The organism is Providencia sp. PROV129, assembly GCF_028482245.1.
In the GTDB taxonomy this organism is placed as follows: Bacteria; Pseudomonadota; Gammaproteobacteria; order Enterobacterales; family Enterobacteriaceae; genus Providencia; species Providencia vermicola.
The window spans coordinates 22296-40090 of the sequence record NZ_JAMPQD010000015.1; the positions used below are offsets into that span (position 1 = coordinate 22296).

17 protein-coding genes are annotated in these 17795 nt (G+C 41.8%); 9 read left to right on the top strand and 8 right to left on the bottom strand.

All coding sequences use genetic code 11. The features are described from left to right. The first annotated feature begins 71 nt into the window (after positions 1-71). The 4 genes from PSF27_RS10900 (at position 72) to PSF27_RS10915 (ending at position 5304) form a co-directional block, all read left to right on the top strand. Positions 72-653 carry a TetR/AcrR family transcriptional regulator gene (locus PSF27_RS10900; RefSeq protein WP_272681447.1) on the top strand — a complete coding sequence of 194 codons (582 nt, stop codon included), beginning with the start codon at positions 72-74 and terminating at the stop codon, positions 651-653. A gap of 241 nt (positions 654-894) precedes the next feature. Further along, positions 895-3036 carry a TonB-dependent siderophore receptor gene (locus tag PSF27_RS10905; RefSeq protein ID WP_272681448.1) on the top strand — a complete coding sequence of 714 codons (2142 nt, stop codon included), beginning with the start codon at positions 895-897 and terminating at the stop codon, positions 3034-3036. 19 nt (positions 3037-3055) lie between these two features. Beyond that, on the top strand, positions 3056-4189 hold the full coding sequence (locus PSF27_RS10910; protein WP_272539314.1) for an ABC transporter substrate-binding protein: 1134 nt from the start codon (positions 3056-3058) through the stop codon (positions 4187-4189). Positions 4190-4200: 11 nt separating this feature from the next. Next, a complete protein-coding gene (locus PSF27_RS10915) occupies positions 4201-5304 on the top strand; it encodes a hypothetical protein (RefSeq protein ID WP_206093507.1) in 1104 nt (367 codons plus the stop codon). 75 nt (positions 5305-5379) lie between these two features. Here the strand turns inward: PSF27_RS10915 and PSF27_RS10920 are convergent, their stop codons facing one another. Together PSF27_RS10920 and PSF27_RS10925 are read right to left on the bottom strand one after the other, a co-directional pair. Continuing rightward, positions 5380-6564, bottom strand: a complete 1185-nt coding sequence (locus PSF27_RS10920; RefSeq protein WP_272681449.1) for an MFS transporter — start codon at positions 6562-6564, stop codon at positions 5380-5382. 57 nt (positions 6565-6621) lie between these two features. Next, positions 6622-7398 carry a hypothetical protein gene (locus tag PSF27_RS10925; RefSeq protein WP_206083473.1) on the bottom strand — a complete coding sequence of 259 codons (777 nt, stop codon included), beginning with the start codon at positions 7396-7398 and terminating at the stop codon, positions 6622-6624. 187 nt (positions 7399-7585) lie between these two features. Here PSF27_RS10925 and PSF27_RS10930 point away from each other — a divergent pair, with 187 nt between their 5' ends. After that, positions 7586-7795: a helix-turn-helix domain-containing protein gene (locus PSF27_RS10930; protein ID WP_206083472.1), complete on the top strand. Its 210-nt coding sequence runs from the start codon at positions 7586-7588 to the stop codon at positions 7793-7795. A gap of 110 nt (positions 7796-7905) precedes the next feature. Here PSF27_RS10930 and sugE read toward each other — a convergent pair whose 3' ends face one another. Continuing rightward, positions 7906-8220 carry a quaternary ammonium compound efflux SMR transporter SugE gene (sugE, locus tag PSF27_RS10935; RefSeq protein ID WP_206083471.1) on the bottom strand — a complete coding sequence of 105 codons (315 nt, stop codon included), beginning with the start codon at positions 8218-8220 and terminating at the stop codon, positions 7906-7908. A gap of 267 nt (positions 8221-8487) precedes the next feature. Between sugE and PSF27_RS10940 the strand changes: the two genes are divergently transcribed. The 3 genes from PSF27_RS10940 to PSF27_RS10950 all read left to right on the top strand — a co-directional run bounded on the left by PSF27_RS10940 (position 8488) and on the right by PSF27_RS10950 (position 12354). Further along, complete coding sequence (locus tag PSF27_RS10940) at positions 8488-9396, top strand: EamA family transporter (RefSeq protein WP_206083470.1); 909 nt, start codon at positions 8488-8490, stop codon at positions 9394-9396. A gap of 341 nt (positions 9397-9737) precedes the next feature. Continuing rightward, complete coding sequence (cstA, locus tag PSF27_RS10945) at positions 9738-11831, top strand: pyruvate/proton symporter CstA (RefSeq protein WP_272681450.1); 2094 nt, start codon at positions 9738-9740, stop codon at positions 11829-11831. A gap of 325 nt (positions 11832-12156) precedes the next feature. Further along, positions 12157-12354, top strand: a complete 198-nt coding sequence (locus PSF27_RS10950; RefSeq protein WP_272539318.1) for a YbdD/YjiX family protein — start codon at positions 12157-12159, stop codon at positions 12352-12354. A gap of 78 nt (positions 12355-12432) precedes the next feature. On the opposite strand, the gene efp is transcribed toward PSF27_RS10950, so the two are convergent. After that, entirely contained in the window at positions 12433-12999 is a 567-nt protein-coding gene (efp, locus tag PSF27_RS10955) for an elongation factor P (RefSeq protein WP_004258667.1), read from the bottom strand. A 43-nt stretch (positions 13000-13042) separates the two neighbouring features. Between efp and epmB the strand changes: the two genes are divergently transcribed. Next, the gene (epmB, locus tag PSF27_RS10960) at positions 13043-14071 is read left to right on the top strand and encodes an EF-P beta-lysylation protein EpmB (protein ID WP_272681451.1); all 1029 of its coding nucleotides are present in this window, start codon (positions 13043-13045) and stop codon (positions 14069-14071) included. Positions 14072-14118: 47 nt separating this feature from the next. On the opposite strand, the gene PSF27_RS10965 is transcribed toward epmB, so the two are convergent. From PSF27_RS10965 to PSF27_RS10980, 4 genes are all read right to left on the bottom strand, one after another. After that, the gene (locus tag PSF27_RS10965; RefSeq protein ID WP_047756639.1) at positions 14119-14463 is read right to left on the bottom strand and encodes a DUF4156 domain-containing protein; all 345 of its coding nucleotides are present in this window, start codon (positions 14461-14463) and stop codon (positions 14119-14121) included. Positions 14464-14844: 381 nt separating this feature from the next. Then, positions 14845-16488, bottom strand: coding sequence for a chaperonin GroEL (groL, locus tag PSF27_RS10970; RefSeq protein WP_206083466.1), 1644 nt, complete (start codon positions 16486-16488; stop codon positions 14845-14847). Between the two features lie 51 nt (positions 16489-16539). Beyond that, entirely contained in the window at positions 16540-16833 is a 294-nt protein-coding gene (locus PSF27_RS10975; RefSeq protein ID WP_206083465.1) for a co-chaperone GroES, read from the bottom strand. Between the two features lie 163 nt (positions 16834-16996). Further along, positions 16997-17512, bottom strand: coding sequence for an FxsA family protein (locus tag PSF27_RS10980; protein WP_206083464.1), 516 nt, complete (start codon positions 17510-17512; stop codon positions 16997-16999). Between the last annotated feature and the right edge of the window lie 283 nt (positions 17513-17795).

Genomic DNA, 17795 nt, shown 5'->3' on the forward strand with positions numbered 1-17795 from the left:
ATATAAATATTAAGTGCTATGATACCCCTATCAGATTTGCTTTTGGAACATGACGTTAAGAGATAAACTCAATGACAATACAACCTAAAAAGCCAAGAACGAAACCAGCAGAAGAAAGGCTAGATGACCTAATGAATGCAGCAGAAAAACTGTTTCTTTCCAAAGGGTTTGTCAATACTACGGTTAGCGAAATTGTCTTATCTGCGGATGTTGCAAAAGGGACGTTTTATCACTATTTCCAGTCAAAAAATGACATTATGGAAGCCTTACGCACCCGCTATATGGACTGGTATTTGGGCCACATTCAATCTGCTTTAGATACACAAAAAAGTGCCTCAGCCAAACTCAAATCATGGTGCGAAAATAGCGTCAAATACTATGTTGAAAAGCAAAATATTCATGACATGTTATTTCATGACGAATACCACGGGCGCAGTAATGACCATGAAACCCGTGCAGTCCTGCAAATCAAAGCAATTTTAACCCTTGGCGAAAAAAACCAAGAATGGTCAGCCCTTCCTCCAGACCTTCTTGCCACCATGATTTACCACTCTATGCATGCCGCCGTGGACAACCTCGCCAATAGCCATGAATATACTCAACAAAATTTAGGCGAAATTTTGTATAAGCGATTTAGCCAACTGATTAAATAAAAAATACAGCGAGTGAATCGCCCAGACGAGCTCGCGTTGTTTTAATCTCACACAAAAAAATATTTCGAACGCTGTCATATTTATTTTTAATATCAATACGATAAATAATTTCTCACTCACCCTACGAATCCCTTTCTTCAATATTAAATGCAAATGATTATTAATTAGATTGACTGATGGTCGGTCGACGATCTATGCTAACGCCATAAAATTTCTCTTTTACTTTATTGGCTAAAATTGCATGCATAAATTTACTCATCGAACCTACACGCTTTCCACCCTAAGTTTATTGGTCTGCGCCCTGATTTGCTCAAATACCGCAAATGCAAAGCCCAAAACAGACGTCTTGGTCGTCACTGCCGCAGAAAACCAAGGCCAAGAACCTATTGGCTATGCCAGTAAAACTCAATCTACTGCCACAAAAAGCTCAGCCACCTTATTGGAAACGCCGCAATTTGTTTCGGTGATTAAACGCGAGCAAATGGATACTTTGCCTTCTGAATCAATCAGCCAAGCCTTACGCTACAGCGCAGGCGTAACCAGCGAAAAATTTGGCGCCTTTGGTGGCGGTATCGATTTTTCGAAAATTCGTGGTTTCGATGCAGATTATTACTTGGATGGATTACGGGTTATCGGCAACAGTGGGATCTGGGGGCCGCAAGTTGATTCATGGACACTCAATAGTATCGAAGCCGTTCATGGGCCGTCATCTGCACTGTATGGTCAAGGAGGAGCTGGGGGGGTTATCAATATGCAATCACGCCGCCCAAGTGCCAATGAATCACATCAAATTCAGTTCCAAAAAGGCAATTTTGATAACAATGCCGTCAAATTTGATACCACTGGAGCCATGAATGACGATGAAACATTGCTATATAGAATGAATGGATTAGCGCTATCAACGGATTCACAAGTGAATTCCTCGAAGCAATCTCGCTACTTACTGGCCCCTTCTATCACATGGCAACCCAATGAAAAACTCAATTGGACAGTCTTAAGCCAATATCAACATGATCCACACATTGGCCACTATAATACCTTGCCTGCTCAAGCAATTGGCTTGCTACCGAACCCAAATGGAAAGCTGGATTTCACTCAAAACTACAGTGACCCCAAACATGAAAAATCCACACGTACACAGTGGTCAGTGACCTCATTAGTTGACTACCAAGTCAGCTCGTCCGTCACACTGAAACAAAATATGCGCTACTCTGATGTAGATACCCACATTAAACGAGACTTCACGCGCGGCTTCTTAGCGGGGGATCGGTTACTCACCGCGGTTTACCAAGATTCACCAAGCAAATCCAAAACCTTTGTTGCTGATAACCAACTGGTTTATAAAGTTAAAACTGGCGATATTCGCCACGAGTTACTCACTGGGTTTGATTTTCAAACTGGAAAGCTGGATAAAGACTGGTGGGGCTCGCAAACCGTCAGTTTCGATCCATGGGTGAAACCTCATCATCCTGAATTTAAACCTTACCCCGTTTCCCGCACATCAACAACCCAACGTTTTGATCGTTATGGGGTTTATCTACAAGACCAACTTAGTTGGCAACAATGGGATTTGATCCTCAGTGGACGCTATGATTGGTCTTATTTAGATACTGATAATAACCTCTCTCACACAACGCAAAAAAATGACACTTCCGCTTGGAGCCAACGCGTTGGGCTAACCTATGCTTTTGAAAATGGCTTTTCGCCATGGATCAGTTTTTCCGATAGCTTTGACCCCGTTTTAGGGACAGATGCGGATGGAAAATCCTTTATCCCAACCGAATCAAAACAAGCCGAAGTGGGGCTTAAATACCAATCGGATAACCTCATGGCAAGCGTTGCAGCGTATGAGTTAGAACAAAAAAATGTCACCACCCATAACCCGCTAAATCCAGATTACTATAATCAAACAGGGAAAATTCGCTCTCGTGGGGTTGATTTTGAAAGCCGTATAGCATTAACACCGTCAGTGAATGTCATGGTGAGCTATGCCTTTACTGATAATAAAATCACCGAAAGCCAAGACTTTTCAGTCTTAAATAAGCACCCTGTTCAAGTCCCTAAACACAGCGGCTCCGCATGGGTTGACTACCGTTTTCACTCCCCTTACCTCGAAGGCGCTTTAGTCGGCGTTGGCGTGCGTTATCTCGGCGAAACATGGGGTGACAACACCAACACATTTAAAGTACCAGCAGTCTGGCTTGGCGATATTAGCGCAAGGTACCAAATGGATGCATTAGCCCCTGAACTCACGGGTATGGAATTGGGGTTAACTGTCAGTAATGTCACCAATAAATCCTACGTTGCCAGCTGTACCAGTTCCACCTATTGCAGTATTGGCACGAATAGAACGTTACTTGCCACACTTAATTACTACTTTTAATTCAATAGGTAAGCAACTTATGGAAAGTTCTAAAAGGAATTTGATTAAGGCAGGGTTAGCAATGGCGACGTTAAGTGCAATGCCTTGCCCAGTTGTCGCAGCCGCAATGCCCAAGGTGACAGACATCCTTGGACGCACTATTGCTTACCCAGAAAATGCACAGAAAATTTATTTGGCTGACCCATCACTGATTTTTCTCTTTGCCACATTGGGAATACCCAATTTTGTGGAGAAACTTGTCGCTGTTCCCAGTAACTTTCGTACTGCTGATTTGCGTAGTTACCAACAATACTGTACGGCGTTTCCTAAGATTGAACAATTACCCCACCTCCCCGCGATCGGCGGGGCGCAAGCTAATTTGGAAACGATTTTGGAGCTCAAACCTGACATTATTTTCACGACAACGGGCACATTTTCGGGTCTACAAGCCAATGGGCTTCTTATGCTTTTACTGCGCGCTAATGTCCCTGTTATTGCCCTTGATATGAGTGTTGACCCACTCACCAATACGCCGAAAAGCATTGCGATTATGGGGAAAGTCTTTGGTTTACAAGAAAGGGCTCATCGCATCAATCGATTTATTAAAACACAACTAGATAATGTAAATACTCGCCTCGCTAATGCAAATCCTATAAGGCCAAAAGTACTCCTTGAGCGTGCAGCAGGTTTTACTGAAGAGTGTTGCTTAGCCTACGGAAACGGAAATTTTGGTCAGTTTCTCTCGTTTGCGGGTGGAGAGAATATTGCTAACCAATACATTCATGGAACATATGGTGTTCTAAACCAAGAGACGATTATTCACACCCAAGCTCAAATGGTGATTGTCACCGGCACCGATTGGAGTGGCTATAACCCGAAAGGCAATTGGGTAGGATTAGGCCCTGGTGCAGATTTACCGCTAGCAAAACAAAGGCTTAAAATTTTAATGCAGCGTAATGCCTTTAAAACATTGCATGCAGTCAAACAGCAGCATGTTCATGCTATTTGGCACACTTTTTACGACAGCCCATTTGGCTTTATTGCCGCTCTAAAATTTGCGACTTGGTTACACCCTAGCATATTCCCTGATCTGGATGTTAATACGGTTTTCAAAGATTTTACTGAACAGTTCTTACCCATCAAGTGGCAAGAAGGCTACTGGGTTTCCCTTTAAAACAGAGGCTTATGATGACCACAATTTATTCCCCTGATCCACTACGAACCCAAGTTGAAAAACAAAGCCATGGGCAACGAACCATTATTTACAGCCCTAAAGGCCAGCCGAACTATGTATTCATCGTACCCCAGTTTGATTTACAAGACATTTCCCCCTCTTTAGGCACTGGTATCCATCCAGCTTTTATCATTCATGAGCGCCCTATTGATGCCTTTTTCTACGCCTGTTACAGCGCAAGTTTGCGAGATGATGAATTAGTTAGCCAACCCAACCAATCACCCGCATGCAATTTAGATTTAGCGCAATTTCAATCATTAGCGCAACAATCAGGTAAAGGCTGCCATATCAGTACTAACGCAGAGTGGAGTGCCATCTCAGCCTTAACTAATCAACACAATAACCTTATTCATGGTAATACGGATTACGGCCGTAATTATTTTAACCATGATGAATTTATACCACGAATTGACGGGCTAGCGACTGGCGGTTTGCAAGGCACCCCGACAACCCCAACTAATGCACAATGGGAAAGCTGGTACCATAATCACCAACTTTCAGGGATAAGCGATTTGGTCGGTAACCTTTGGGAGTGGCAAACAGGTGCACGCCTAGTCGCGGGAGAAATTCAAATCATAAAAAATAATGATGCCGCTATTCATCTTGATGACGCATTGTTAGATTGGCGAGCTATTGATATGAGTAGTGGTGAGTTAATCCCCCCTAATAGCCCATCAAGTGCAAAATATGATTCACCAATAGCCAAACTTGATGGCAATGCTGGCACCCCGATAATCTCGACACAGATCCATCATTTTAATGGTGAGCCAATGGATTCAGGCTACCCACTGGGCCTGTTAGATAGCCCGTTTCGATTGGTTGGAACGACCGAGGGTGAACAAATTCCGACTTTATTGAAGATATTGGGTCTCGCCCCTTACAAAATTAAACAATCAGATGATCAAATCTATCTGCGTAACTATGGTGAACGCGCCTTAATGCGCGGTGGTGCGTGGTATTCACAACATAGCGCAGGCATTGATGCATTTTGCCTTAGCCATACTCGATTGCATAAAAGTACCACTGTCGGTGCCCGGACTGCATGGGTCTTGTAGCGGTTTTGTTACTCTAAAAAATAGTGCGCATCCCCTCATTCAGCTCATTGAACGAGGGGATGAATGGAGAAAAAGCTAAGTATGAGTGTGCTTTGGTAGTAAATAGGAAATAAAATACGATAACCCACAAACAGCGATAAATGCCCCAACGTAAGCTAAGTGATATTGGCTAAGGTAACTGACAATTAAAGGCGTGATCCCTCCAAGAGAAGCTGAAGCGCCATTATAACCAATGCCTAAAATTGCCGCCTGCCCATTTGACTTACTGATGAGAACTGCTGATAAATTACACAATATCATTGCTGAATAAACAGACATTAGTAGTTGAGCTATTAGTACGAGTAATAAGTTATTCGTTTGCAATATGAGATAAAGCGGTGCAGAACAGAAAACCATTAATATGACGCCAATATTAAAGACCTGCTTAGCTGAGCTGTATTTATCCGTTAGCCAACCACATATTAACATGAGGAGTAAAAGTAAACTTGACGATAAAATTGCGTAATAGTTTTTTATTTCTTCAATCTTTAATTGCTCTATTATCAATGATGTTGATAGGTTTTGAGAATAAAATGTAACAGTTCCAGGAATTGTGAATAAAAACACCCAAAACACATTCTTCCAATTAATTGATTGTTTATCTTTAGAAATCACTTGATAATTTGGAAGATTAAACCTAAACCAAAAACTCATTAAGATATTTGCAACCCCTATGAATAAGGGAATTCGCCAACCTATTGATTGCATCATATCTTCATTCAGCGTATTTTTTAACACCAAAACAATGCCTAAAGAAGCAATAACACCAAGCAAAGAACTACCGACAATAATAGACGAAACTCTTGCTTGCTCTCTAATATGTGCATCTTTAAATAAGTAGGTAATTAAAGACGGATACTCCCCTGAAAAACTAAATGACAAAGCGAGTTGTAATATTAATATAGCAACTGGTGTATAGTTACCTAATAGTTCAATAGGTAATATAGCCATCATTAATGTTGCAATACCTGTAATTAAGCTTGTTAATATTAAGGCAGGTTTTTTCCCAACCGTATCTGCATAGCGCCCTATAATATATCCGCCTAAAGGCCGTATTAAAAAACGCAGTGCAAATATCCCCCAAACCATTTCTGTCGCTTGCTCATAACCTAACTTTGTTAGCTCAGCGCTCAAATAAGTTGATATTGCAGCAAAAACAGCAATATCATAGTATTCGAGTGCATTACCTGCGACGGCACCAAACCTGAATTTCCATTTCATCTTTTTATCCTTATCATCCCTAGAATTTCATACATCAGCTATCTTATACATTGAAAATTAAGGATAATTGACTAAAGTTTCTAAGCAGGCGAGTGTAATTCCATTTTCTTTTAATGCACTAAATAAGCCACTTGAAGAAGCATGAGGGCAAGAAAGTTTCTCTTTAATCCTTTGAATTCGTTTGTGTTCACACACCTCTGAACATCCCTGCGCATAGCTAATTTCCTTTATTTTACAATGGGATAGAAGCATTCTTATTGTAATAATTTCTTTTCGAGTAAAGCGAATATTTCCAAAACGCATATACTGGTGAATATCTAAAATTTCACTTTCTAAGTCATTAATACTGTTCTTACCTTCTATTGGTATATCTAAACGACTTCTTAATGGTAAATAATTTTCATCATTTTGTTTCCATACTCCGTGAGTATAATCAGAAATAATAGGTCGGCATTTATATATTGCCATTATATCTTTTATCGATAACTTTCGTTTAGAATTAATTGACGTAATTTCATATACACTTCCATATTTAGCACAAAAATCCACTTTTAGTTTACACTTATCTGTTCTTAATAAGGTGTTCATATATTCTTTTGAGTAGTTACTCCAATACTGTATCCCTGTCGATAGCCGCTCACCAATCACTTTATCCAAATCCGCATCCCAATACATCAGAACCCAATCATAATTACTCGATGTAGTATAAACCTGCCTATTTAAAATATCTACTTTTGAAAAAGACAAGTCAATATCATTCCAATCAAAATAATTAGAAAAAGTATTTTTTAAACCTGAACATGTTTTTTCCAAGAGTTCACCCTTAACATCCATAATAATTCCTTTTAATATAATCAAATGTTAATAAAAAAATAATAACCAAGGATATATATCACTATCACAGAATAAAAAACATTCAAAGTATAATTTAATAATAGTATTAAAAAAAGAAAATAAAAAATACAGTAATATTATTCTTAAAACTACCAAGCATTATTCAACTAATAACACTGGAGATATTATGAAACAAGATTGGCACCCAGCTGACATCATTGCGGCAATAAAGAAAAAAGACTCTTCCCTTGCTGAATTATCGCGTTCCGCAGGGCTAAATTCATCAACACTTAACAATGCACTATCAAGGCGTTGGCCAAAGGGAGAAAGAATCATTGCAGAGTTTTTAGGTATGGAACCTGCAGAAATTTGGCCATCTCGTTATAACGAAAAATAACAAAAGAGCCGTTTTCTTTATGCCCAAAAAATATCAAAAAATAAAGCGGGTCACTTTTTCTGTCACCCGCTTATTATTCATTTTTAATTAAATAATACTTAATTTGAAAACTAACTCGATATTTTTAAGCCAATTAGCCCTGTAATAATCAACGCAAGGCTTAATAAACGAAACATATTCGCAGATTCACCAAGGAAAATAATCCCAACAATAGCCGTACCCACAGCACCAATCCCCGTCCAAATTGCATAAGCCGTTCCGACAGGTAAGTCACGCATAGCATAGGCTAATAAGCCCATACTGGCGATAATCGCGACAATTGTAATAATACTAGGTGTTAAGCGTGTAAAGCCATGGGCGTACTTTAACCCTACAGCCCAAACCACTTCGAGTAAACCTGCAAATAAAAGGACGATCCATGCCATGGTCGTTGCTCCCGTATATAACTCGGGGTCGTCCCCATAATTGAATGACGAGATCCAGGTCGTCCTGAATACGTGTGATGTGTACCTCATTATAAACATTCACCAGCACAGACTCAAGCAACGAAAAATAACAAATAAATATAAATTAGCGACCTTTTTTAACCTGTTTATTCTGTTTTTTGCTAATAAGCATCATTGATATCGCACTCCCTCCTTAGCAAGGGTAAAGTAGAAAATCTTATCGAGCCTATCCATCGAGAAATTAGCATGAATTTCAAAGATATATTACTTGCCCTCTGTGTGGTCATTATTTGGGGTGTTAATTTTGTCATTATCAAGCTCGGTGTGACCGCGCTTCCGCCATTACTCCTTGGGGCATTACGCTTTGTTTTTGTTGCCTTTCCTGCCATTTTTATTTTCAAGCGGCCTAAAATTCCGTTTAAATTGTTATTATTGTATGGGTTAACCATCAGCTTTGGTCAATTTGCCTTTTTATTCTGTGCTATCCGCGTTGGTATGCCTGCGGGGATAACCTCCGTTATTTTGCAATCTCAAGCCTTTTTTACCTTATTACTTGGTGCCATGATTTTAAAGGAAACGCTACAACCAACCCATTTTATTGGCATGTTTATCGCTATCGCAGGATTAACGGTGTTAGCCAATGGTGCAACAGCAGGCGGGTTAGATGATATTCCAATGCTCGGTTTGGCATTCACATTAATTGCTGGTTTATCATGGGCTTGTGGTAATATTACCAACCGAATTATTATGCAAAATCAAGGTGCAGAAAAATGCAGTGCGTTGTCTCTCGTCAGTTGGAGTGCGCTGATCCCCATTATTCCTTTCCTAATTAGTTCGTGGATACTTGAGGGCGAAGATGCCATTGTGGACGGATTAACAGGCTTTGATTGGCCTGTGCTCGGAGTGATTTTGTATTTAGCTTATTTATCCACTTTTGTCGGTTACGGCCTATGGGGTGTACTGCTCGGGCGCTATGAAGCATGGCGTGTTGCACCGTTTTCATTATTAGTGCCAGTGTTCGGTTTAAGCAGCAGTGCATTATTCCTTGGTGAGCATATTAATGGCATACAAGTCGCTGGTTTAATTTTGATCATGTTCGGTCTTATTACGACGCTTTTTGGCAAAAAAATTATCCAACGCTTAAGACACACCTAAGATAACTCATTTGATTACCGAAGGTTTTTAACTTTCGGTAATCAACACTCTCATTCGTTTCCATTTTATTCTCCTACCTCTTTGTTTAGATGAAAATATTGCATTATTAATAAAAATAAGATAAATACCAACACCATTAGCTATTCGCTAGTTCAAAACCAGATAAAATCCAATAAATGATCTTGGATTAGTGATATTCACTGCAATTATCGAATTTATCTAAAATTTCAATTAGGTGTCTCGTTTTAGCTACTTTTTCTTTAACTTAACTATCGCTATATCTTCCTCAGTTTTACTTAAATAAATAACAGATATCATTCATTGAACAGATGGGGATGACTATGGGTAAACAATTTATTTGGATTGTGCTCGCTCTGCTCGGTGCTTTTTCACTCGGTTACATCGCCTTATATCGTGGTGAACAAATAAATGCGCTGTGGATTGTGGTCGCAGCAGTATGTATTTATCTCATTGCGTACCGTTATTATGGGTTGTTTATCGCGAAAAAAGTCCTGCAAGTTGACGAAACACGTATGACACCAGCAATTCGTCATAATGATGGATTAGATTACGTTCCAACAGATAAAAAAGTGTTATTTGGTCACCATTTTGCTGCGATTGCAGGCGCTGGCCCCTTAGTCGGTCCAGTGCTTGCCGCGCAAATGGGTTACCTCCCTGGTATGCTGTGGTTGCTTGCTGGGGTCGTACTCGCAGGCGCCGTACAAGACTTTATGGTGTTGTTTGTTTCGACACGCCGAGATGGACGTTCGCTCGGCGAGTTAGTCAAAGAAGAAATGGGCAATACCGCAGGTGTTCTCGCTTTGATAGCCTGCTTTATGATCATGGTGATCATTTTAGCAGTACTTGCGATGATCGTAGTAAAAGCCTTAACTCACAGTCCATGGGGAACCTACACCGTCGCATTCACTATTCCACTGGCGATTTTTATGGGGATCTATACCCGTTATATTCGCCCAGGGCGCATTGGTGAAGTGTCTATTATTGGGCTGGTGTTCCTTGTTTTCGCTATTATTTCAGGTGGATGGGTTGCCGAAAGTGAAACATGGGCACCGTACTTTGACTATACTGGCGTACAATTAACTTGGATGTTAGTTGGATACGGCTTTGTTGCCGCTGTTTTGCCCGTTTGGTTGCTGCTTGCACCGCGTGATTACCTTTCAACCTTCCTAAAAATCGGGACGATTATTGGTCTCGCTATTGGTATTTTAATTTTAAACCCAAACCTGCAAATGCCATCACTCACGAAATATATTGATGGTACAGGCCCTGTATGGGCAGGAGATTTGTTCCCATTCTTATTTATTACTATTGCCTGTGGTGCTGTTTCCGGCTTCCATGCACTGATTTCTTCGGGTACTACGCCGAAGATGTTAGCGAATGAGAACCAAGCTTGTTTTATCGGCTACGGCGGTATGTTAATGGAGTCATTTGTTGCCATCATGGCGTTAGTCGCAGCGTGTGTGATTGACCCTGGTGTGTATTTCGCCATGAACAGTCCAATGGCAATGTTGGCACCAGCAGGCACCGAAGATGTGGTCGCTTCTGCCGCACAAGTGGTGAGCAGTTGGGGCTTCCAAATCACCCCAGAGCAGCTCAACACCATTGCCAATGAAGTCGGTGAAACCAGTATTATCTCCCGTGCTGGTGGTGCGCCAACGCTTGCTGTTGGGATGGCCTATATTCTGCATGGGGCGCTTGGTGGTCTGATGAATGTGGCGTTCTGGTACCACTTTGCCATCTTATTTGAAGCATTATTTATTTTAACCGCAGTGGATGCAGGAACTCGAGCAGCACGTTTTATGCTACAAGATTTACTGGGAGTGGTGTCTCCATCCTTGAAACGTACTGATTCATTACCTGCCAACTTGATTGCAACGGCATTGTGTGTGCTCGCATGGGGATATTTCCTTCACCAAGGTGTTGTCGACCCACTTGGTGGTATTAATACCTTATGGCCGCTTTTTGGTATCGCAAACCAGATGCTGGCAGGTATGGCGTTAATGCTGTGTGCCGTGGTACTGTTCAAAATGAAGCGCCAAAAATATGCATGGGTTGCCCTTGTCCCAACGGCTTGGTTACTGATTTGTACTATGACGGCAGGCTGGGAAAAGACCTTCAGTGAAGATGCCCGCGTTGGTTTCTTAGCTGTAGCGAATAAATTCCAAGCGATGATTGATAGTGGCAATATTCCAGTGCAATATACCGAATCTCAGCTTACACAGTTGATTTTCAATAACCGTTTAGATGCAGGCTTAACGATTTTCTTTATGATTGTCGTAGTTTTACTGGCTCTGTTCTCCATCCGCACCGCGCTTAAAGCGTTAAAATCAAGCGAACCGACTGCGAATGAAGTGCCATACGAGCCAATGCCAGCCAACTACGAGGAAATCGTGGCAAATACGCGCCACTATTGATTTTCGCGGAAAAGCTTTTCATGTTTTGAGTACATGCTCTTTCTCCAAAATAATTCACGTTGGAGCAAGGCGGCAAAGAAGATAACCCCTAGGAGCATACACCAGTATGTGACTAGGGTTAGCGAATGAAGCCAACGCTGCAACAGCGTGAAATATGAAGGAGAAACTAGGAGCATACCCTAGTATGTGACTAGGGTTAGCGAATGAAGCCAACGCTGCAACAGCATGAAGTATGAAGGAGAAACTAGGAGCATACCCTAGTATGTGACTTGGGTAGCCGAGAGCAGTCAACAACGCTGTAGCGCGAAGTATGAAGGAGAAAAAAATGTTTGGAGATTTAGGGAAAGCCGCAAAATACCTCGGCCAAGCGGCAAAAATGATGGTCGGCGTTCCCGACTACGACAACTACGTCGCCCATATGCAGCGGACTCACCCCGATCAAACTCCGATGACTTACGAGGAGTTTTTTAAAGAGCGCCAAGATGCACGTTATGGCGGAAAAGGTGGGTTTAAGTGCTGTTAGGCCAGAAAAAGATGCAAAAAAAGCCGTGGCACTCGACCACGGCTTTTTATTTTTAACGATTCCGTATAGGATACGCCGTTATTTTACGCGTGAAACGTATTCGCCTGAGCGAGTATCAACACGGATAACTTCACCGATCTGAACAAACAGAGGAACCTTAACAACTGCGCCAGTGCTCAGTGTTGCAGGTTTTCCACCTGTACCTGCGGTATCACCTTTCAGGCCTGGGTCAGTATCGGTAATTTCTAACTCAACAAAGTTAGGTGGCGTTACCGCGATAGGACGACCGTCCCACAGTGTTAAAATACATTCTGCTTGGTCAACTAACCATTTTGCGTTGTCGCCAACGGTTTTTTCATCCGCGGCTAACTGCTCGAAAGTTTCGTTGTTCATGAAATGCCAGAACTCACCGTCGTTGTACAGGTAAGTTAAGTTCATATCCATGACATCTGCACCTTCAACAGAATCAGTAGATTTAAAGGTTTTTTCCAACAGTTTGTTAGAAATCAGTTTACGGATACGCACACGTGCGAACGCTTGACCTTTACCTGGTTTTACGAATTCGCTTTCTAAAACGACACAAGGCTCGCCATCTAACATGATTTTAAGACCTGAGCGGAATTCATTGGTACTATAAGTAGCCATGGTGATCCTCTAATTTATAAACTAAAAATGGCATAGCCAAAAAATGGTCGATATTGTAACTCAAAATACCTCATCCAGAGAAGTCTGGATACAACAACTTGCTGAAGCAATCACTAATCCTGATGAATTGCTGCAAATACTGAACTTGGAAAATCATCTTGCTTCGCAAGAAGGCCGTGAGGCACGTCAATTATTTCCGTTGCGTGTCCCAATGCCATTTATCTCACGAATGAAAAAAGGCGATCCACTAGACCCGCTGTTATTGCAGGTATTAACCGCAAAAGCCGAGTTTGATGTCCATCCTGGTTTTTCTACCGACCCGCTGGAAGAGCAGGATAATGAGATCCCAAGTTTACTGCATAAATACCACAACCGCGCATTACTGCTCGTTAAAGGTGGCTGTGCAGTGAACTGTCGCTACTGTTTTCGCCGGCATTTTCCTTATGAAGATAACAAAGGAAATAAAAATAACTGGTTGATGGCTGTGGATTATATAAAAAACCACACCGAACTCAATGAAATCATCTTCTCTGGTGGTGATCCATTAATGGCAAAAGACCATGAACTCGATTGGTTGATAAGCCAATTGGAGGAAATTCCCCATATCACCCGTTTGAGAATTCATACACGTTTGCCTGTTGTGATCCCTGAGCGTATCACAGATACCTTGTGCGAAAGACTAGCACGCTCGCGCTTACAAGTGGTTATGGTGACACATATCAACCACGCTAATGAGATAGACAAAGCATTCGCGAACTCAATGCAAAAGCTCAAAAAAGCAGGTGTAACATTATTAAATCAAAGTGTTTTACTGCGACAAGTCAATGATAACGTAACGGCACTGATGAATTTGAGTAATGCCTTATTTGATGTTGGGATCTTACCTTACTACCTACACGTATTGGATAAAGTGCAAGGTGCGGCCCACTTTCTCGTCAGCGATATTGAAGCTCGGCAATTGATACAACAATTATTGAGCAAAGTATCTGGGTATCTCGTGCCTAAACTTGCACGGGAAATTGGAGGAGAACCAAGCAAAACACTGCTCGATCTCAATTTAAGGCAGAGCTAATCAGCAAAACGCCCAAATAATCGGTATTTGGGCGTCGCTAATTCAATTTAGGGGCACTTGTACACTTGGCCAACCATTTTGCTATCTAGTGGGATAAAGCTAGATAACACAGTTTCACTTGGGCTAGTTGCACCAAAGATCACATTTCCGCCCATTTCAGCCGCTTTATTGCGCAAATCATTCGCTGCGCTACGCATTGAGCTGGATTCATTATTTACACCACTCAACCAGTTGCTTTGTGTCCCTGCAACCTGACCGAGAAGTTGGCAATCACTTCCAGGTTGATTCTCAACAAAACGAACTTGTGAGCCTGCCGCAGTCAAGTTAGTTGACGTTGAACAACCCGCTAATAGCAGTAATGCAGCAGCACCAAGCAAGACTTTAATTCGCATGTTTTCCCTCATTTTTCATTGTGTTTTTGCAGCTGGTTTGAAAAATTATTAGCCCTAATACGGTATATCATAAATCGCTAGGAAGTGCTCCGCATACTGCGTCACAATTGCCACACATCACCAGCCGAATAGAGTCTACCACAAATTAATCAAGAAACTGCCCTATTCTTTGCTAATTCAAACCACTTACCTTACGTTAAATATAACCCGCTAAGCAATGTCGACGCAAAAATAAATCGTGTTTCGCATCAATTGTCTATTCATTCTAGATATTAATTAGCCCCAATAAAAAACCGGCACTACGAGATAAACTCACAGTGCCGGTCTTATTCAGGCTAAATCACGCATAGCCGTGATTTGGGCTTGATGTCGCCAAATGGCTTACATCATGCCGCCCATTCCACCCATGCCGCCCATACCAGCGCCACCTAAGTCAGGTGCATCTGATTTTGGCAGGTCAGTGATCATCGCTTCAGTGGTGATCATCAGGCCAGCGATAGAGGCTGCAAATTGCAGAGCAGAACGCGTGACTTTAGTTGGATCCAAGATACCCATGTCGATCATATCGCCATAAGTGTCAGTTGCTGCGTTGTAACCCTCGTTACCTTTCGCTGCTTTCACGTTGTTAACAACCACAGACGCTTCTTCACCTGCGTTGGTGACGATTTGACGCATTGGCGCTTCCATCGCACGCAGAGCAACACGAATACCAACGTTTTGTTCTTCGTTGTCGCCTCTCAGTGCATCAAGTTTAGCTGCAACGCGAACTAGTGCAGTACCACCACCAGCAACAACGCCTTCTTCAACAGCAGCACGAGTTGCATGCAGAGCATCATCAACGCGAGCACGTTTTTCTTTCATTTCAACTTCAGTTGCTGCACCAACTTTAATTACCGCAACACCGCCAGCTAATTTAGCAACGCGCTCTTGCAGTTTTTCACGGTCGTAATCTGAAGAAGATTCTTCAATTTGTTGACGGATTTGAGCAACACGGCCTGCGATCGCGTCTTCTTCACCGATACCATCAATGATAGTGGTGGTGTCTTTGTTGATCACGATACGTTTGGCTTGACCTAAGTCTTCTAATGTTGCTTTTTCTAACTCCATACCGATCTCTTCAGAGATAACAGTACCGTTAGTCAGAGTTGCGATATCTTGCAGCATTGCTTTACGACGGTCGCCGAAGCCTGGAGCTTTAACCGCTGCCACTTTAACGATACCACGCATGGTGTTAACCACTAAGGTAGCCAGCGCTTCACCTTCAACATCTTCAGCGATGATCAGCAGTGGCTTGCTTGCTTTCGCAACGCCTTCTAATACTGGCAGTAATTCACGGATGTTAGAGACTTTTTTGTCAACTAACAGGATGAATGGGTTTTCTAACTCAACTGCACCAGTTTCTGGTTTGTTGATGAAGTAAGGAGACAGGTAACCGCGGTCAAACTGCATACCTTCAACCACATCCAGCTCATCTTCCAGACCTGTACCTTCTTCAACGGTGATAACGCCTTCTTTGCCGACTTTATCCATTGCTTCTGCGATTAAACGACCAACGGTTTCGTCAGAGTTTGCAGAAATAGTACCCACCTGTGCAATCGCTTTGGTATCTGAACATGGAACAGACAGTGCTTTCAGCTCTTCAACCGCAGCAACAACTGCTTTATCAATACCACGTTTCAGGTCCATTGGGTTCATACCCGCAGCAACCGCTTTTAAACCTTCAGTGATGATAGCTTGTGCTAACACTGTTGCTGTTGTTGTACCGTCACCCGCAGCATCATTTGCTTTAGAGGCAACTTCTTTGACCATCTGAGCACCCATGTTTTCGAATCTATCTTCTAATTCGATTTCACGTGCAACAGAAACACCGTCTTTAGTGATAACAGGTGAGCCAAATGATTTGTCTAAAACAACATTACGGCCTTTAGGACCTAAGGTTACTTTAACTGCGTCTGCCAGAACATTCACACCACGAAGCATTTTCGTACGTGCATCACTACCAAATTTAACGTCTTTAGCTGCCATTATCTCTTTCCTTCAAATTCTTTTCGTTCGTTGAGAAGTTTTAAGTGAAAATTACGCTTCAACAATTGCCAGGATGTCACTTTCAGACATGATCAGGACTTCTTCATTGTCGATTTTTTCAGCTTTCACGCCATAACCGTCGTTAAAAATAACGATATCGCCAACTTTCACATCCAGCGCTTTAATTTCGCCATTTTCGAGGATGCGGCCTTGGCCTACTGCCAGAACTTCACCACGCGTTGATTTGCCTGCCGCAGTACCGGTCAGAACAATGCCACCCGCAGATTTAGATTCTACTTCTTTACGTTTAACGATAACACGGTCATGCAATGGACGAATTTTCATTAATAGTTCTCCTATAAATAAAGTCCACACTAGGTAAAAGGACGATACCAGCATGTCTTAAATAAACTAGTACCATGTTTGAGCAGATTGGGGCTAGACAGAGGGACTTCAAGGGGGGAGATAAAAAATTTTTCATTTTTATCTCCCCACAAATACGAAGGATTTACGGTTTCGGACGGTCGTCTTTATCTGATGAGTCTGATTTATCAGTGTTATCAATGGTAAAAGACGGGTCGTCTTGTTTACGTTGGAATTCGCCATCAAACGTATTACCGTTTTGATATCCGCCATTTCTTGACTGATTAAAACCCGCGCCAGGTTGATAGAAACGAATATGCGGGATTAATCGCATTACGATAAGTTTTTGTACTGGTGGAAGTAATAACAATAAACCAATAAAGTCAGTGAAAAACCCTGGCACGATGAGTAAAAAGCCCGCTAAAACGAGCGCAACGCTTTTAATCATCTCTGCCGCTGGGCTTTCACCAGACGCTAATTTTTGTTGGATTTGCAGGACATTTTTCATGCCTTGGTTTTTCACCAAGGAGACCCCCAAACAGGAAGTTAAGACCACTAAAATTAGTGTCATTAGAACTCCCACTTCGGAAGCGACTCTCACGAAAATAACCGATTCAATGTAAATGAGAATACATATCAGAATTAGTGGTAACCAGCGCACAAGTTCTCCTTTATTTCAATAAGCTATCAACTATTTTACGCCCCTCGGAAAACCTTTGTGAACTGCATCTAAGAGACAACTATCAATGTTCGCTTTTTTCTTTAGTATAGCCATAATAATTGGGGCAAAGATAACGTTTTTCAACTCATAGAGTTTTTTGATTAACCAGACTTATCTGTGATGAATATCACACAACGTAAAATCTGTTGCATAAATCAAACTATATAGTGATCTAGGTTCAAGGCATTGTTTCATTAAAGGCATATTATCTACCCATAAATCA

Excerpts from the sequence above, each read along its gene's own strand:
- PSF27_RS10900 (WP_272681447.1), top strand. The coding sequence starts at position 72 with ATGACAATACAACCTAAAAAGCCAAGAACGAAACCAGCAGAAGAAAGG.
- PSF27_RS10905 (WP_272681448.1), top strand. The coding sequence starts at position 895 with ATGCATAAATTTACTCATCGAACCTACACGCTTTCCACCCTAAGTTTA.
- PSF27_RS10910 (WP_272539314.1), top strand. The coding sequence starts at position 3,056 with ATGGAAAGTTCTAAAAGGAATTTGATTAAGGCAGGGTTAGCAATGGCG.
- PSF27_RS10915 (WP_206093507.1), top strand. The coding sequence starts at position 4,201 with ATGATGACCACAATTTATTCCCCTGATCCACTACGAACCCAAGTTGAA.
- PSF27_RS10920 (WP_272681449.1), bottom strand. The coding sequence starts at position 6,564 with ATGAAATGGAAATTCAGGTTTGGTGCCGTCGCAGGTAATGCACTCGAA.
- PSF27_RS10925 (WP_206083473.1), bottom strand. The coding sequence starts at position 7,398 with ATGGATGTTAAGGGTGAACTCTTGGAAAAAACATGTTCAGGTTTAAAA.
- PSF27_RS10930 (WP_206083472.1), top strand. The coding sequence starts at position 7,586 with ATGAAACAAGATTGGCACCCAGCTGACATCATTGCGGCAATAAAGAAA.
- sugE (WP_206083471.1), bottom strand. The coding sequence starts at position 8,220 with ATGGCATGGATCGTCCTTTTATTTGCAGGTTTACTCGAAGTGGTTTGG.
- PSF27_RS10940 (WP_206083470.1), top strand. The coding sequence starts at position 8,488 with ATGAATTTCAAAGATATATTACTTGCCCTCTGTGTGGTCATTATTTGG.
- cstA (WP_272681450.1), top strand. The coding sequence starts at position 9,738 with ATGGGTAAACAATTTATTTGGATTGTGCTCGCTCTGCTCGGTGCTTTT.
- PSF27_RS10950 (WP_272539318.1), top strand. The coding sequence starts at position 12,157 with ATGTTTGGAGATTTAGGGAAAGCCGCAAAATACCTCGGCCAAGCGGCA.
- efp (WP_004258667.1), bottom strand. The coding sequence starts at position 12,999 with ATGGCTACTTATAGTACCAATGAATTCCGCTCAGGTCTTAAAATCATG.
- epmB (WP_272681451.1), top strand. The coding sequence starts at position 13,043 with ATGGTCGATATTGTAACTCAAAATACCTCATCCAGAGAAGTCTGGATA.
- PSF27_RS10965 (WP_047756639.1), bottom strand. The coding sequence starts at position 14,463 with ATGCGAATTAAAGTCTTGCTTGGTGCTGCTGCATTACTGCTATTAGCG.
- groL (WP_206083466.1), bottom strand. The coding sequence starts at position 16,488 with ATGGCAGCTAAAGACGTTAAATTTGGTAGTGATGCACGTACGAAAATG.
- PSF27_RS10975 (WP_206083465.1), bottom strand. The coding sequence starts at position 16,833 with ATGAAAATTCGTCCATTGCATGACCGTGTTATCGTTAAACGTAAAGAA.